Consider the following 15,762-nt stretch of genomic DNA (forward strand, 5'->3'; position numbering starts at 1 on the left):
GTGATGGAGGATGAAAGTTGGTGAAAACTGCATCATCTACGGATGTTTACTTTATTTTAAGAAACGGCCTTTCAAATTTTTGAAAGGCCGTTTTGATGCAAGATGCAAAGTGACAGTGTAACAGGGTTCGGGTATTAATTCTAAAAATAAATTTTTTGGTTCATTTTATTTTTTAAACCGGAATTACATTGTCTCTCCGTTTCTCGGATTATATTTCTAATAATTAAATTAATAAATAGCTACAGGATTTACATTCACCTGAGTAGAACCTACATACAAAGGCTGTCCCAGCACGAATAAAAATTCCCAGACTTTTTGTTTTACCAAAGGACGGCTGTCTATCAGTTCCAGGTTATAAATTCCTTTTTTAGCCAGCATAAACTGGTTGATGGGAAATTCTTCCTTACTTTTTGGGTTAGGATATACTTCGGAAGCCCAGGTGTCACCGCCAAAAGCAACGATTCCCTGATCGGCAAGCCATTTTGCGGCATCCATTCCTATTCCGGGTTCTGTTTCAAGGAATTGCTGATTGTTTTTACCAATCAATTCAAGCCATCCCGTATTGAAAAGAACGATATCACCTTTTCGTAAGGTAAGTTCCTGTTTCTTCAAAACAGATTTAATATCTTCTACTGTAAATTCTGTTCCTCCGGGCACGATTGATTTTCCGTAATGTGCAGTCATATCAAGCACTACACCGCGGGTAACGAAAGGGGGTACTTTTTCAACACCTAGTCTTTTTACGCCTTCTACGGTTACGAAATCTGTTGCCTTGTTTCCGTTATAGTAAGTATTGTCAATACCAATATGTCCGATACCGTTCAGCTGTGTTCCCACTCCGGTCCATCCGTTGACCAGTTCGTCATTGAAGGTGAATTTATTAGGACCTATGCTTTTTCCGCCCTGTTCTCCGGGCTGAATATTGTATAAATTGAAACTTCTGTGTCTGAAAGCAGGAAGGTTTTTATCAATAGGAACCGCAAGCGCTAATGTTTTGCCCTGTTTTACTAATCCTAGTGCCTGTTTTACAACTTCCGGCGTTAATAGATTGACTGCTCCAATCTCATCTTTCGCACCGTAAGCAGAAGGATACCATGATTGATCTTCCGGATTGACGAGTGTCTGAGCTTTTAAACTAATGCTGTTGATAGTCAATAGCGTAGCTAACCCGAACATTTTGATCAGATTATTTTTCATTTTTAAAAAGATTTGGGGGTTAAAAGAGGGAAGCAGAAAGCTGGGAGAGGGAAGTTCTATTAGTGTATTGATAATTAGGTGGTTTCTATGCACTTTTCTGCATGTAACAAAGAGATTCCTCCTTCGTCGGAATGACAGTTGAAGTTCAATCGTAAACCAATCTATTGGTTATCCGACATCAATAACTTCCATCTTCCAGCCTCCTTCTTCCAGCTTTATATTATATTTCGCTCAAAGCAGAATTGATAAACTTCAATTCTTCCTGTGAAAGGTCAATAGACATTGCTTTTGCGTTTTCGATGGCTTGCTGTGCATTTCTTGCTCCTGCTAATACGACTGTGATTGCTGGCTGAAGCGTTGTCCATTTTAATACCAGTTGAGAAAGCGTTGCTCCTTTTTCCTGTGCAATAGGTTCTATTTTTTCTAAGAAAATTTTCACTTTATTCAGATCAAACTGAGAGAAATATCCGTTTCTATGGTCGTTTTCTTTTAATTGGTTTTCTTTGAAATATTTACCTGTTAAAAGACCTCTTTCCATTGGGCTGTACACAATAATTCCTGTATTATTTTCTAAAGAATAAGGGACAAGATCGTTTTCAATAGCACGGTTCAGCATGCTGTAAGAAACCTGGTTGCTGGCAAGTAGTAAAGTTCTCTTGGCTTCTTCCATTTGAGCTACACTGTAGTTGCTTACTCCTGCAGTACGGATTTTTCCTTGCTGGATTAATAATTCCATCGCTTCCATAGTTTCAGAGATAGGCGTTGTGCTGTCCGGCCAGTGAAGCTGTAAAAGATCGATATAGTCTGTTCCCAATCTTTTTAAGCTCTCTTCAACTTCTTTGATAATGTTTTCTTTTGAAGCCAGCTTATAAACCGGAAGAGTTTTTCCTTCATCTTCTGCATCAAAGAAAAATTCTCCTTTTCCGTTGTTGCTTCCGTCCCATACCAATCCAAATTTTGTTAAAAGCTGAATTTTTGAACGGTCTTTTCCTTTGATAGCTTCACCGATCATTTCTTCACTCAGTCCGAAACCGTAGAATGGTGCGGTATCAATAGAAGTTACTCCGTGATCCAATGAAGCATGAATAGAATTGATGGAATCCTGTTTTTCATTACCGCCCCACATGTTTCCACCGATGGCAAAAGCTCCGTGTGTGATTGCTGATAATTCTAAATCGGTGTTTCCTAATTTTCTGTATTCCATTTTGTTTGTTTAAAAATTGTTGTTGTGTTATACCACCCCGTCAAAAATTCTTTGAATTTTCGCCACCCCTCCGGAGGAGGGGAATTCTCGCCGTTTCAGTAGTGACCCTTTTAAGAACTTTTCGGATTTAAAAAGAACTTAAGTGTTCTTCTCTGTATTCTGAATAGCATCTTTTTTTACTTAAGTGACTGAAAACTGTTGTGACTTTTGTGGTTAAAAATTGTCTGTTACTTATTTAATTCCTTTACGATAGCTTCTCCAACGCTTTTTGCAGACTGTGGATTCTGTCCTGTGATTACTCTCTGATCTGTTACCACATGATTTTGCCAAAGCCCTGATTTTTCAAATTTTGCTCCTCTTTCTTTCAGTTTATCTTCCAGTAAGAATGGAACAACGTTCGTTAATTTTACTTCAGATTCCTCTTCATTGGTAAAAGCATTGATTTTCTTACCATCTACAAGATATTTCCCATTATTAAGCTTGATATTCACCAAACCTGCGGGACCATGACATACTCCGGCTACAATACCTCCATTTTCATAAATTTTGGAAGCAATATCTGCCAGTTCCTTATTGTCTGCAAAATCCCACATTGCTCCGTGTCCACCTGCATAAAAGATTGTTGAGTATTCTTTCGGATTCACTTGTGACGGCGTCATAGAATGGTCAATCTTATTTTTATATTCCTTGTTCTCCCAGAATTCTTTGTTGACAGGATCTTTTAAATCGAAGCCGTCTACCGGAGGTGTTCCGCCTTTCGGGCTTACAAAGTCGATTTCATATCCTGCCTTGTGAAGAACTTCCCACGGATGAGAAACTTCACCCAGATAATATCCTGTATCTTCACCGGTACTGCCTTTTTTATCATGGCTGGTAACGACGAATAAAATTTTCTTTTTCATATTCTTTGATTTTTTGGTTTGTGCCTGTATGAATCCTATCGTAAAGATCGCAAGCATTAAAAACGCTAATTTTTTCATTGTTAAATAAGATTGGTGATATAAATCTGTGGTTTTTCCTGAAGTTTCTCCTCGACCAAAGCTCCGAAGGCCTGAATGTAAGGCTGTTGGTTGTGTTGTGCCAACCCTTCCTTGCTTTTCCAGATTTCGTAGAAAACAAATTCATTTTTGTTTTCAATTCCCTGATGAAGGTTGTAAAGTTCACATGCTTCTTCTTTTCTTGTTTCTTTTACCATATTCTGAAGAACTTCCAGTACTTCTGCCTGATGTTCTGCTTTGGATTTTATAATGGCTGTAAGATGAATTTTCATATTAAATAAAATTTTCAATTGAATTATAAATAGGTTTCCAATCCAGTTCTGCTTTGGCTTTATCTGAACTGCATCTGCTGTTGGATGCAAAACCGAAATAACCTCCTGCAGGACCAAATTTGTCAACCGCATCCTGTATGCTTAATGATTTAGCTGATTGTAAGTTATATTTTTTACTGATATTTTCTGCAATGTTTTTCAGAGAAGATGAACCGTTTTCTGCATAATAGATAGAGCCTCCTTTTGCTTTTTCCAATGCGAGTACATACAGATCTGCGAGATCTTCAATATGTAAATTGGACCAGATATTTTCACCTTCACCAAAATAAACACCATGCCCTTTCTCCTTAGAAAAGTTGATAAGAGCCGGAATCTGAATGCTGTCTTTTTTTATTCCAAGGCCTTCTCCGTAAACCATGGTAGGAACAATAACAATACTTCGTATGCCTTTGCTGGCAGATTGCAGGACGTACTTGTTGATCAATACTCTTGATGCCATTTCCAGTCTTGGCTGCAAAGGGAAATCTTCTCTGAAGATAAAGTCACTTTTTTGGCCATTCTCCTTTCCTCCAAAAATGGCAGAGCCTGAAGTGAATATAAAGGTTTTCTGACTTCCTTCCAGAGCTTTGATAAAGTTATCTGCTGCATACGCATCATCTGCTGAATCTGCATTATGAATAACTGCATCTGCATCGGAAACTGCTGTTCTGATAAGATCTTCATCATGAATATTTCCCACAATGGTTTTGATTCCTAATGATTCCAGTTCCTGTACATGGGTTTCATTACGAACCAGTCCTGTCACTTCATAATTCCTGTCGAGGAGTTTTTTTGCGATAGTTCCGCCTATATAGCCGGTAACACCTGTGATCAGTATTTTTTTCATGATACCAGTTCAGATCTTAATTCTTTTTCAAAAACATTTCTCACATGTTCTCTGTAAAGCTTCATATCGCGTTCTATATTGGCGTTTTTCTCCACATCGTGGAAGTGGAAGCTTTCCATTTTTTCCATCGAAACAAAGGCATTCATTCTGTGGAATCCAAATAATGGTCCTTCATCCACACTTTTTTCACTGAAAAATTCTCCGGGAAGAGTGAAAGCAGTTGCGGGAGCGTTCCAGCTTGTAGTCAACATATATTTTCTTCCTCCTAGCATTCCTCCTGTACCATAGTTGATTTCCGGATTTTCAGCATTTCTTCCGTCGCTCATATAAATTCCTTTAGCGTGACCTGCTGTGAACACTTCGTCAATATACTTTTTCAATCCGTTAGGCAATTGGAACCACCAGATTGGAGTGTGATAAATAATGTAGTCTGCCCAGACAAATTTCTCCACTTCTTCATTTTTGTCGTAATTTTCACTTACATTGGTTATCTTTACTTCTACATTATCAAATTCTTTAAGAACGGCTAATGTATTGTCTGCGATAGTCTGATTATATTTTCCCCCGGAATGTCCGAAATTCTGTCCTCCGTTGATGATTAGTACTTTTTTCATTTTTTTATGATTGTTTGAATTTTACTCTGCAAAGTTAGATCAGATGATTGTATAATAAAAATAATATAAATTATAGGAAAGTATTATTTAAATTATAGTTTGAGAGATTTAAGGTTATATATGTGAATGGTCAATGGTCAATACGCTTCGCTTGTGAATTTTTTACACGTTTTGGGGTACGTGGTCCGGGTACGAGATGTGAGGTTTGTTGATCGTGACTGGCGAAGAATCAATCCGCTTCGCTTGTGAATTTTTTACGCGTTTTGGATACGTGGTTCGGGATTGAGTGCAGCTGATTTGTTTGTATATACAGGTATTTCTAATCAGCAGTTAATCATTCACTATTGACTTTGCGAAGCAAAAATTGACGATTGACAATTTCCCCTTTCATGGTAAAATATCATATCATCTCTGAACCGGAATTATTTTCTGACAGGTAAATTTGTCTAACAAATTGAAGGACAATGATACAGATAGCTGTTTTTAGTGATGTGCATGGAAATCTTCCTGCATTGGAAGTTGTGTTGAAGGATATAGAGCAAAGAGGAATCAGTCAGAGATTCTGCTTGGGAGATCTGGTTGATTTTGCACCCTGGGGCAATGAAGTGATAGAAAAAATAAGAAGTCTGAACATTCCCTGCCTGATGGGAAATCATGACGAAAGAATTGCCTTTGATATTCCTGTAGTTCCTTTGTCTAAGCATTCAGAAGAAGAAACCACTGCCAGATTCATTGCGATAGATCATTCTAAAAAACATATTACAGAATCCAACAAAAAATTTCTTTCCGAACTCCCTTTTCATTTAAAACTAAATTACAAAACAGGTAAAAAGCACTGGAACATCCAGCTGGTTCATTCCAGTCTTGAAAGTAATGATACCTATTTATACGAATCTGAGAATGATGAGGTTTTTACATCTATGTTGAAGAATGCGGACGCTGATCTTGTTGTGATGGGGCACACCCATTTATCATTTAAAAAACAGTTTGAAAATAATACCTGGGCTGTCAATTGTGGTTCCGTGGGGCGTTCTAAAGAAAAAAACAGACTGGCTTCTTACCTTATTCTTACATTAGATGAAGAAAAAATTACTCCTGAAATTATTCAGCTGTCTTATCCGATTGATGAAACTGCCCGCCAGATAAGGGAAAGCGGGATTCCCGATTATTATGCGTAATTCCTGGAAAATGAAAACGTATCAATATTATAATTATTTTGTAATTTTGTATTATAATATTAATAATTAAGTCATGGTTAATTTAGAATGGTATCGTACTTTTAAGGCGATCTATAAAACCGGGACATTGACAGGTGCTGCCGATGCTCTGTTTATATCACAGCCGGGAGTGAGCCTTCACTTAAGCTCATTGGAAGCTTATGTTGGATACAAACTATTCGACAGAACGGGTCGAAAAATGATTCCGACAGAAAGAGGAAAAGTATTGTTTAATGCAGTTGCCGAACCTATTACCAAACTCGAAGATGTAGAGAAAAATTTCCAAAAATCTACAGAGAAGCATACTCCAACCATCAGTGTCGGGATGTGCTTTGAGACTTTTCAGACCACTTTGGAGCAATATGTTTCTTCATTGCCTTTTAATCTGATTATCAGTTTCGGAGAATACCCAGAAATGCTGGACCAACTGGATAAGGGAATCCTCGATCTGATCATCACTCCCAAAAAAGGATCTTCACCCAATATCGAACATGAAGCATTCTCTTCCGAGCAGATCATTCTGGTTGGAGGGAAGGATGTGGATAAGACAGCTTTCAATAAAGTATTGAAAACAAAAGATGCCGAACAGATAGAGGAGTGGCTGAAAAACGAAAAATGGTACGGAACCACTGGTGATATGGAACATCTTTTCCAGTACTGGATATTGAATTTTGGTCATAAACCGAATTTTCGTCCTAATTATATCGTTCCCAACATGAACTCAATCATCCGTTGCCTCAAAGGAGGAACTGGGTTAGCCGTTGTTCCTGACTTTCTATGCAGAAATGATATTGCAAGCGGTAATATTCAGCTGATCTGGGAAGGAAAGAAAAAGTTTGAAAATACCCTGTATTTCGGTTGTCGTAAGAAAACCAATTATCAAACCGAAATAGAACATATCAAAGGCTTATTCCGCAAGGTGATGGCTTAATAAAACCATATCTTTCATCTGTAAACCGTTTTCATAAATAGGAGCCGGATAGTTTTCAATAAAAAAATTTTTCAGGATTCCACTTTTAATAAAACCGTTTTTCTCATAAAATCTGACCTGTTGGACACCGGTATCCGATGTTCCAACAGTCAGTGTTTTATAATGATTTTCTTTCGCAATTTCTTTTGCTTTATTCATCAGAATACTTCCGATGCCTTTGCTTCGGTAGCTTTCAATGACGGCAACATTTTTAATTTCCAGTTCAGTATTGCTTTTTCTGCACAATGCCATTACCGCAATGCTTTCAGTACCGTCATGCAGAAGATAGATATCAGAATTGAAAATGTATTGATTAATTGCTTCCTGGGTTTCATCAGCCAACAACAGGAGATGATAAGGAATCTCCGAATCAGAATGCAATAGATTGAAAGTGAAATTTTCCATTTACAGACTCATATGAATAAGTGGATAATCCTTTCCTGAACCATCTTTCTCAGATCTTCCGGCCTTTTTGAATCCCATTTTTTCATAAAACCCAATGGCTTGGGGATTTTGTTCGTTGACATCTACTTTCGTCAGTCCGGTTTTCTCTTTCATAAACTGATAAAGTTTTTTACCGTACCCTTTTCCACGCGTGTCATTATGAATGAAAAGCATTTCCAGATTACCGTCTGCTACAGAAGCAAACCCTTTAGATTCATTATCTTCAGTAATTAAATACACTTCCAGATGAGGAAGGTAGTCTCTTGGAATGGCTTCCTTGAAATAATTGAAATCCTCTTCAGTAAGAAAATCGTGAGTTGCTTTTACTGCTGATTCCCATATTTCCATAATTGCCGGATAATCCTCTGCTGTAGCCAATCTGATATGTTGTGACATGATTTCTAAATTTTAGACAAAAATAGGGAAAATGGAGGTGAGATGCTAGCAGAAGGGTGGATTTTGAGGCTGGAAATTAGAAGTAGACATAGCCGTTTTATCGACCACTCATTCCCCTTCTTTGAAGGGGTGGATTTTTGCAAAGCAAAAAGACGGGGGTAGTTTAAACAAACCTCATTAAATGACAATTTTTTAACAGGAACAGTAAAATTGGTAGGCTGTATTTTCAATTTTTTATTGCAAATTTGTTTATCACTTTATATTAATAATTAAAATAAAGATTTATGCAAAAGAAAACCTATACAGGACAACCTGTGGTAACATTAAATAACGGAGTGGATATCCCGGCTTTAGGATTCGGAGTATGGCAGATGGAAGATCTGAAGGAGTGTGAAAATGCGGTAATTAAAGCTATTCAGACGGGATATAGAATGATTGATACTGCTGCTATTTATCGGAATGAAACCGCGGTAGGTGCTGCTGTGAAAAATAGTGGTGTAAACAGAGACGAACTGTTTATCACCTCCAAAGTATGGGTTCAGGATCATGGATACGAAAAGGCGAAAGGTGCTTTTCAGAGAACATTGGACAGATTACAGATGGATTATCTTGATATGTATCTTATCCACTGGCCATACGGAGATTTTCTGGCTACATGGAAAGCTTTGGAAGAATTATACCACGAAGGAAAAATCAAAGCGATTGGAGTATGTAATTTTACAGTAGAAAAACTGGAGGAATTGAAAGCTAACTCAACTGTTTTACCGGTTATCAATCAGATTGAACTGCATCCTGTATTTCAGCAGAAAGAACTGCAGGTGTATGACAGAGAAAATAATATCGTAACTCAACCTTGGAGCCCGTTAGGAAACGGTAATGCAAATCTTTTAAGCAATCCTGATCTGAAAGCTATTGCAGAAAAATATGGAAAAACAGTAGCTCAGGTAATTTTGAGATGGCACTTACAGGAAGGATTTGTCGTGATTCCAAAATCTGTAACCCCTTCAAGAATTGAAGAAAACTTTAATGTATTTGATTTTGAACTGACAGAAGATGAAATGAATGTTGTCCGTTCTTTAGATACTGGGAAAAGATTATTTTTTGATCCTAAAGATCCTGAATGGGAGCAAAAAATGTTAAATTCCGTAGCGGATATTTAATCTGGAATTTATAAAAAATACATCCCGCAGCTTTCACAAATTTACAGATCTACGAATCTGAGCTATTGTGAGATCTGCGGGATTTTTAAATCAATATAACCATGACTGCAAAAGAATTCATAGAAACACTCGCATTATTTAAGAATGAAAAAGAGCTTAATAAAGCCGAGAAGTTTTTCAAAGGTAATGATGGTATTACCAAGAGTTTCGGGACGAAATTCGGAGATGTTTTTTCTACGGCTAAAGAATTTTCGGAGATGTCTCTGGAGGAAATCAATAAGCTTCTTGACAGTGATTTTTATGAGGTAAGAATGGGAGCGGTAAGCATCATGGATTTTCAGGCGAGAAATAAAAAAACGTCTGAAGACCATAAGAAAGCCCTTTTTGATCTCTATCTCAACCGCCATGACCGTTTGAATAACTGGGATTTTGTAGACAGAGCTGCCAGAAGTATTATTGGAGAATATCTTATTGATAAACCGAGAGACATTTTATACAAACTTGCTGATTCCGACAGTCCATGGGAAAGAAGAACAGCCATCGTAAGCACTCATGCATTTATTCGGAAAAATGAGGTAGCAGACACTTTTGCCATAGCGGAAATTCTTGTTCGCGATCCAAATGAGCTAGTGAATAAAGCTGTAGGAAGCTGGATTCGGGAAGCCGGAAAAAAAGACAAAAAGAAATTACACGGTTTTCTCACTGCTTATGTAAAAACAATGTCTGCCGTTACATTTTCTTACGCAACAGAAAAACTGGATCCGGAATTAAAATTGTTCTACAAAGAACTCAGGAAGAAAAAGTAAATCTTTATTCATTTAATATAGAATAGAAGTTGATCAACAACCTTAAACTCTAAACATTGAACCTTGAATAAATAGTGAGCAATATCATATCTTGGAACAAAAACTATTGCTTTGTTCTTCATACATTTTAATAAAAATAATTCTTATGTTTTGGCCGGATACAATCAGTAAAAAACTAGGTATAGAATATCCTGTAATTCAGGCTCCAATGTTTGGAGTGAGCACGGTACAGATGGCATTAGCAGCTACAAAAGCAGGCTGTCTCGGATCTTTGGCGCTGGCTGACCTTTCTGCAGACCAGTCTGTGGAATTAATCAGGGAAACAAGAAAACTGACTGATAAACCGTTTGCTGCCAATATATTTGTTCATCACATTCCTGAAGTGACAGATGCTTTAAGAGAAAAGTATAGTAAAACCAAGCAATTTATTGAGCAGCTGGCCAAAGACAATAGTATCGAAGTGCACCTTCCGGATCTTGAAGAAATCAGTGTCAACGGTTATCGTGAACAGGTGGATGCTATCATTGAAGAAAATTGTAAAATATTAAGTTTTACTTTTGGAAATATGGAGGATCAGAGTATTCAGAAATTAAAGGAAAATGGTGTTACCCTTATCGGAACATGTACTTCTGTGAAGGAAGCTTTATTTCTTGAGAAATCCGGTATTGATATCATCTGTGTTCAGGGAATAGAAGCTGGAGGACACAGAGGAAGTTTTGAAGCAGAAAATATTCCGCAGATCGGAGGTTTATCTTTACTATCGCAGATCTTTGATCAGGTAAATGTTCCTTTAATCTATGCAGGAGGAATTTACGAAGCAAGAACATTAAAGGCTGTGAAAGACTTAGGTGCGCAAGGTTTTCAGGTTGGAAATCTTCTATTAACTTCTCAGGAAAGTGCTCTTTTGCCTTTTGAAAAAGAACGATTGAAAAAAGTAACAGAAGACGAAATTGTTTTAACGAAAAGTTTCTCCGGAAGGTATGCCAGAGGAGTGAAAAATCAGTTTATAGAAACAGTTGAAAACTCAGAATATATTTTACCTTATCCTTATCAGAACAAACTTACGAATGCCCTGAGAAAAGCAGCTAAAGCTCTACAAAATCCTGAATTTGTAGGAATATGGGTAGGGCAGTCCATTCATCGGTACAGTGAAGAATCTACGGAGGAAATTTTGAGAAATCTGATTAAAGAATGTGAAAAATAAATCTGTATGTTTTAATTTGATGATAATTTTATATTTTCGTACATCAATAGTATTGATCTGAACCAATATAAAACTAAACCAATAAAAACATCCATGAAATACTCAGAAGGAATTCAGAGATCTCTTCCGTTCGGATATCTTTTCCTCGTCATAATGGGAATATTAAAAGAGAGTGTATTCTATTATCAGATAGGGATTAATATTCTGAAATATTCAACGATAATGGATATTTTGATAAGCCCGATAGCCACTCTAACGGCTCACCCGGTAATACTGATTGCCCTCATTATTATAGTTGTATTTTCATTTGCTTTTCCCTCTTTTTTGTCAAAACAGGCCAATAGAGATAAAAAATGGGCTTTAAAAATGGCTTCTCTTAAAGAACATAAAACTATGACTAAAGAAGCTATTGAGAATCATTTTACCAATATGTTTGTGAGATTTCTTGCCATGATGTTACTGTCTTTTTTTGTAGGGATAGGATGGGGAGAGGGTCTTGGGCTCACCAGGAAGATAAAGGAGAATAAACTTAAATATGACTATAAGTTAAACTATGGTGATGAAAGCTTTGATCAGGTACATCTCATAGGATCCAACAGTATGTATTATATTTATCTGGCCAAAGGAAATAAAACGATAAAAATAGCACCGGTAGGTTCCATAAAAAGTATCGAACTGACCAATAATAAAAAGTTGATCGATTAAAAATAAACTACCATAAAAAAGCTTCAGATATACTCTGAAGCTTTTTATTTATTTTGTTAAGTCTAATCCTCCAAAATTTCCGGAACTCATCATCAGATAAACACCATCCGTTTTATCTAATGTATTCCAGTAGGTATGAAGATCTTCAGCATTGGTGAAAACCCTTAGATTTTCATTCCTGAATTTTTCTTTGATAAACTCAGGAGAAATAGCTTCCATTCTCTTGATCTTCAATGCGTCTTCAGAATAGAAAACAATGGCTTCCTCCAAACCATCCATAGCATGGTCATACTGTTCAAGGAAAGCAGGATTTAAGCTTGAATAGGTATGAAGCTCCAGGAATCCATATTTCTTATCCTTTTTAAATTGCTCTGCGAAGGCTTTTACAGCTGCTTTCACCTTACTTGGTGCATGAGCAAAATCTTTGTAAAGAATTCCTTTATCTTCTCTTTCCACTTTTTCAAGACGCTTGGATGCGCCTTTGAAACTCATGATTGCCTCATAGAAATCTTCATCCATAATTCCCAACTGCTGGCAGATATGTCTTGCTCCTTCAAGGTTCAGCAGGTTGTGTGCTCCAAAAACAGAAAGAGGAACATCTCCCATTTCCGTTTTTAAATATACTTTACCATTATTGATTTCGTATTCAGGAGTTCTGTAAGGGATCTTTCTGAAATAGTTTTCTGCATTTTCCACTACTTTTACGACTTCCGGGTCTTCTTCGTTATATACCAGAACGCCGCCTGCTGTAATGCTTGCCACAAACTTTCTGAACTGCTCGATATAATCATCAAATGTTTTGAATACATTGATATGATCCCATGCAATACCACTCATTAAAGCGATATTGGGTTGATACAATAAAAATTTCGAACGAAGATCAATAGGAGATGAAAGATACTCGTCACCTTCCAAAACCATGAAATCATTATCCTGAGTCAGTTTTACCATACAGTCGAAACCTTCAAGCTGGGCGCCTACCATGAAATCCACATCTTTCTGATGGAAATTCAGAACATGGAGAATCATTGAAGTAATGGTTGTTTTACCATGTGATCCTGCAATGACAACTCTTGTCTTATTTTTAGACTGTTCGTACAGGAATTCAGGATAAGAATATATTTTCAAGCCCAGTTCTTTTGCTCTTGCCAGCTCAGGATTATCCTGGTGTGCATGCATCCCAAGAATGACTGCATCAATATCCGAAGTGATCTTTTCCGGGAACCAGCCCATTTCCTGAGGCAGAATTCCTTTCTTTTCCAATCGGGACTTTGAAGGCTCAAAAATAGCGTCATCAGAACCTGTCACCTGATATCCTTTGTCTTTTAATGCGATGGCGAGATTATGCATGGCGCTTCCGCCAATGGCAATGAAGTGGGTTTTCAATTGTATTTACTGTTTTTTAACATTAGTATTAATGATCTGCTGAAAAGCTTCAAGAATATTGTTCCAGTTGGTCTTGTAATTCGGAATGATCATACTGGCATCCGTTTTACTGCCTTCATTGGGACCTTTCTTGACGTTGATGGACGTTGAAATATTGTCGTACAATTTTTTACGGTCTTCCTGTATTCTCCTGAAATTATTCTGAGAAAGAACCTGATCCAGTTTCTTTAAATCTTCATCAGAAATTTTAAAATCCTGTTTGTATTTCTTTCCCTGTCCTTCAAAAGAGTAGTGTACATTATTTCCTTTGATAAGAAGATTTTCATAAATAGGAGCAACACCTCCGCTTTTCGAATAGCTGATGTCAAAATCCGAATATACCTTTTGGCTGTTGCATGAAACTAATACTATGATTGCGAATAGGATTCCAAGTATTTTGTTCATAATTTTTAATTTACTTTAATTATTTGAGTCCTTTTGTTCTAATTTTTTAGCTTTAAGTTCTTCATCATAACTGTGTAATAGATTGAAATCTTCTGTCTGCTCAATAGCAGTCATAATTTTCAATAAAATTTCCGGTGCTTTTTCATTATCATAATCAATATCCAAAGGAGCTTTAAATTCCATCGTAGGTTTTACACCGGTTACCTTTACGCGGAGTCCTTTTTTATCAAAAGCTCTTCTGAATCCGTTTATTTTGATTGGAATTACAATAGGACGCTGATTTTTTACCAGTTTGGCAGTTCCTCTTCGTCCCTGTGCAAAAGCCGATGTAGTTCCTTGAGGGAAAGTAGCTACCCAGCCATTGTCCAATGCTTTCATAATATTATCTACCTCGCTCATGTCTACCATTCTGTTGACATTTTTCCCTTCAGATCTCCATGTTCTTTTTACCGTTACAGCTCCGGCAATTTTGAAAATTTTGGGAAGAATACCTTTATTCATGGTTTCTTCTGCTGCCACATAGTAAAAATCGATCTTCGGATTCAACAGATAGATCGGGTTTTTTATTGTATTTAAATATCCGTTGTTCACAGCACAGAAGGCATGATACATTGCCGCCACATCTGCAAAATAGGTCTGATGGTTGGATACAAACAGTACGTTAGAGTCCGGAAGATCCACAAGGTGTTCTGTACCGGTTATTTTTAACTTATTAAAGCCATTGAATCTTCTGTAAGAAACAATTCCTAAAATAAAAATAATAAACCTTTTCAAAAAATAAGGAGTTCCGAATGCATCGGTGAAAATATTTTTCTTCGCCATCTCTCAATTAAACACGGTAGTGCAAAGTTACATTTTTTTCAGCAACTGACTGAATTCACTTAATATCATGGCTGTAGCACCCCAAATGATATATCCGTTGAAATTAATGACAGGAACATCATGTCCGCCTGCGCTTGGCAGAGCCATAATCTCCGGGGTATCCGACAGGTTTAAAAAGGAAGTGATGGGAAATTCTATGGTTTCCACAGCTTCAGTCTGTTGAAGAACAAAAGCAGGATTCTTTTTGGTATAAGAGATATAGGGATACACATAAAAATTGCTTGGCGGGATATAGATAGGAGACATTTCTCTGATGATCCTTACATAATGTTTATCTATTCCGATTTCTTCAGAGGTTTCACGAACTGCGGTTTCTGCAAAATCTCTGTCCATTTCCTCACGCTTTCCTCCAGGCAGTGATATCTGCCCGCTGTGTCTGTCGTGCTCATTAATCGTTCTTTGAATCAATGGAAAATACCATTCGTTGTCTTTCAGATATAAAACAATATTGACTGCCGCAAATTTGGGATTCTTTGACAATACTTCATCATAAGTAAAAACGGGACGGTAGGGAGGCGAGAATACTCCATGGGCGTGTTCACCGGGAAGTTCCACGCTTTTTATTTTTCTTAATAAATCTTTTCCAAAATTTTCCATAGCTCAAATTTAGCAATATATCTTGAAGAAATAAGTGCCTTAACATTAATTAACCTATGAGAAAGACCGCATCGTAGCCAGAAATATTTACTTATTAAACCTAATAAGATATCATGAATGATAAAATGCAATCTATTTCACTTTCAGTCTTGAATTTCTAATATAAAATTGATTTTCGGTGGATAAAATAAATTTGAAAGGATTGGGTAAGAAATAGCGTAAAACCCTGAATTGTGATGTTTTGAATAGATAAAAAATCGGGCTTGCTTAGAAGAAATCATCCTTGCATAAATATTAATATTCACTATTGATGGATTTTACTGTAAATCAATATGTTGTGATGGTGTTTTTCCGTAACGGTAAATAATGACTTGTCCAAC

The 15,762-nt window shown here is 36.9% G+C and carries 18 protein-coding genes; 6 read left to right on the top strand and 12 right to left on the bottom strand.

Annotated features, from left to right (window positions below; translation table 11 throughout):
• Positions 1 to 228: 228 nt before the first annotated feature.
• The 6 genes from DEU39_RS23305 to DEU39_RS23330 form a co-directional block, all read right to left on the bottom strand.
• Positions 229 to 1,197 carry a cyclase family protein gene (locus DEU39_RS23305; RefSeq protein ID WP_120233543.1) on the bottom strand — a complete coding sequence of 323 codons (969 nt, stop codon included), beginning with the start codon at positions 1,195 to 1,197 and terminating at the stop codon, positions 229 to 231.
• 220 nt (positions 1,198 to 1,417) lie between these two features.
• Positions 1,418 to 2,401, bottom strand: coding sequence for an aldo/keto reductase (locus DEU39_RS23310; RefSeq protein WP_120233544.1), 984 nt, complete (start codon positions 2,399 to 2,401; stop codon positions 1,418 to 1,420).
• Between the two features lie 227 nt (positions 2,402 to 2,628).
• Positions 2,629 to 3,381: a type 1 glutamine amidotransferase domain-containing protein gene (locus DEU39_RS23315; RefSeq protein WP_202967948.1), complete on the bottom strand. Its 753-nt coding sequence runs from the start codon at positions 3,379 to 3,381 to the stop codon at positions 2,629 to 2,631.
• A 2-nt stretch (positions 3,382 to 3,383) separates the two neighbouring features.
• Complete coding sequence (locus tag DEU39_RS23320; protein WP_120233545.1) at positions 3,384 to 3,671, bottom strand: putative quinol monooxygenase; 288 nt, start codon at positions 3,669 to 3,671, stop codon at positions 3,384 to 3,386.
• A gap of 1 nt (position 3,672) precedes the next feature.
• Positions 3,673 to 4,557 (bottom strand): NAD-dependent epimerase/dehydratase family protein, encoded by an 885-nt coding sequence (locus DEU39_RS23325; protein ID WP_120233546.1) that lies wholly within the window; start codon positions 4,555 to 4,557, stop codon positions 3,673 to 3,675.
• Positions 4,554 to 5,171, bottom strand: a complete 618-nt coding sequence (locus DEU39_RS23330) for an NAD(P)H-dependent oxidoreductase (protein WP_062675361.1) — start codon at positions 5,169 to 5,171, stop codon at positions 4,554 to 4,556. Before DEU39_RS23330 ends, DEU39_RS23325 begins: the two co-directional genes overlap by 4 nt.
• 464 nt (positions 5,172 to 5,635) lie before the next feature.
• On the opposite strand from DEU39_RS23330, the gene DEU39_RS23335 reads away from it, so the two are divergent.
• Together DEU39_RS23335 and DEU39_RS23340 are read left to right on the top strand one after the other, a co-directional pair.
• The gene (locus tag DEU39_RS23335) at positions 5,636 to 6,349 is read left to right on the top strand and encodes a metallophosphoesterase family protein (RefSeq protein WP_120233547.1); all 714 of its coding nucleotides are present in this window, start codon (positions 5,636 to 5,638) and stop codon (positions 6,347 to 6,349) included.
• A gap of 73 nt (positions 6,350 to 6,422) precedes the next feature.
• Positions 6,423 to 7,319 (top strand): LysR family transcriptional regulator, encoded by an 897-nt coding sequence (locus DEU39_RS23340; RefSeq protein WP_062675359.1) that lies wholly within the window; start codon positions 6,423 to 6,425, stop codon positions 7,317 to 7,319.
• Here the strand turns inward: DEU39_RS23340 and DEU39_RS23345 are convergent.
• The gene (locus tag DEU39_RS23345) at positions 7,296 to 7,763 is read right to left on the bottom strand and encodes a GNAT family N-acetyltransferase (RefSeq protein ID WP_120233548.1); all 468 of its coding nucleotides are present in this window, start codon (positions 7,761 to 7,763) and stop codon (positions 7,296 to 7,298) included. The two genes, DEU39_RS23340 and DEU39_RS23345, sit on opposite strands and share 24 nt — an antisense overlap.
• Positions 7,764 to 8,198, bottom strand: coding sequence for a GNAT family N-acetyltransferase (locus DEU39_RS23350; protein WP_120233549.1), 435 nt, complete (start codon positions 8,196 to 8,198; stop codon positions 7,764 to 7,766).
• A gap of 284 nt (positions 8,199 to 8,482) precedes the next feature.
• On the opposite strand from DEU39_RS23350, the gene DEU39_RS23355 reads away from it, so the two are divergent.
• From DEU39_RS23355 to DEU39_RS23370, 4 genes are all read left to right on the top strand, one after another.
• Entirely contained in the window at positions 8,483 to 9,358 is an 876-nt protein-coding gene (locus DEU39_RS23355) for an aldo/keto reductase (RefSeq protein ID WP_120233550.1), read from the top strand.
• 101 nt (positions 9,359 to 9,459) lie between these two features.
• Positions 9,460 to 10,164 carry a DNA alkylation repair protein gene (locus DEU39_RS23360; protein ID WP_120233551.1) on the top strand — a complete coding sequence of 235 codons (705 nt, stop codon included), beginning with the start codon at positions 9,460 to 9,462 and terminating at the stop codon, positions 10,162 to 10,164.
• A 145-nt stretch (positions 10,165 to 10,309) separates the two neighbouring features.
• The gene (locus tag DEU39_RS23365; RefSeq protein WP_120233552.1) at positions 10,310 to 11,368 is read left to right on the top strand and encodes an NAD(P)H-dependent flavin oxidoreductase; all 1,059 of its coding nucleotides are present in this window, start codon (positions 10,310 to 10,312) and stop codon (positions 11,366 to 11,368) included.
• 93 nt (positions 11,369 to 11,461) lie between these two features.
• On the top strand, positions 11,462 to 12,073 hold the full coding sequence (locus tag DEU39_RS23370) for a hypothetical protein (protein ID WP_120233553.1): 612 nt from the start codon (positions 11,462 to 11,464) through the stop codon (positions 12,071 to 12,073).
• A 48-nt stretch (positions 12,074 to 12,121) separates the two neighbouring features.
• Here the strand turns inward: DEU39_RS23370 and DEU39_RS23375 are convergent, their stop codons facing one another.
• The 4 genes from DEU39_RS23375 to DEU39_RS23390 are packed head-to-tail and all read right to left on the bottom strand — an operon-like array spanning position 12,122 to position 15,382.
• Complete coding sequence (locus tag DEU39_RS23375) at positions 12,122 to 13,459, bottom strand: UDP-N-acetylmuramate--L-alanine ligase (protein WP_062675352.1); 1,338 nt, start codon at positions 13,457 to 13,459, stop codon at positions 12,122 to 12,124.
• 6 nt (positions 13,460 to 13,465) lie between these two features.
• Positions 13,466 to 13,903, bottom strand: coding sequence for a hypothetical protein (locus DEU39_RS23380; protein WP_062675351.1), 438 nt, complete (start codon positions 13,901 to 13,903; stop codon positions 13,466 to 13,468).
• A 15-nt stretch (positions 13,904 to 13,918) separates the two neighbouring features.
• Positions 13,919 to 14,725, bottom strand: coding sequence for a lysophospholipid acyltransferase family protein (locus DEU39_RS23385; protein ID WP_062675350.1), 807 nt, complete (start codon positions 14,723 to 14,725; stop codon positions 13,919 to 13,921).
• A gap of 27 nt (positions 14,726 to 14,752) precedes the next feature.
• A complete protein-coding gene (locus DEU39_RS23390) occupies positions 14,753 to 15,382 on the bottom strand; it encodes an NUDIX hydrolase (protein WP_034697165.1) in 630 nt (209 codons plus the stop codon).
• Positions 15,383 to 15,762: the final 380 nt, after the last annotated feature.

This window comes from Chryseobacterium sp. AG363 (genome assembly GCF_003610675.1).
Taxonomy (GTDB): domain Bacteria; phylum Bacteroidota; class Bacteroidia; order Flavobacteriales; family Weeksellaceae; genus Chryseobacterium; species Chryseobacterium cucumeris.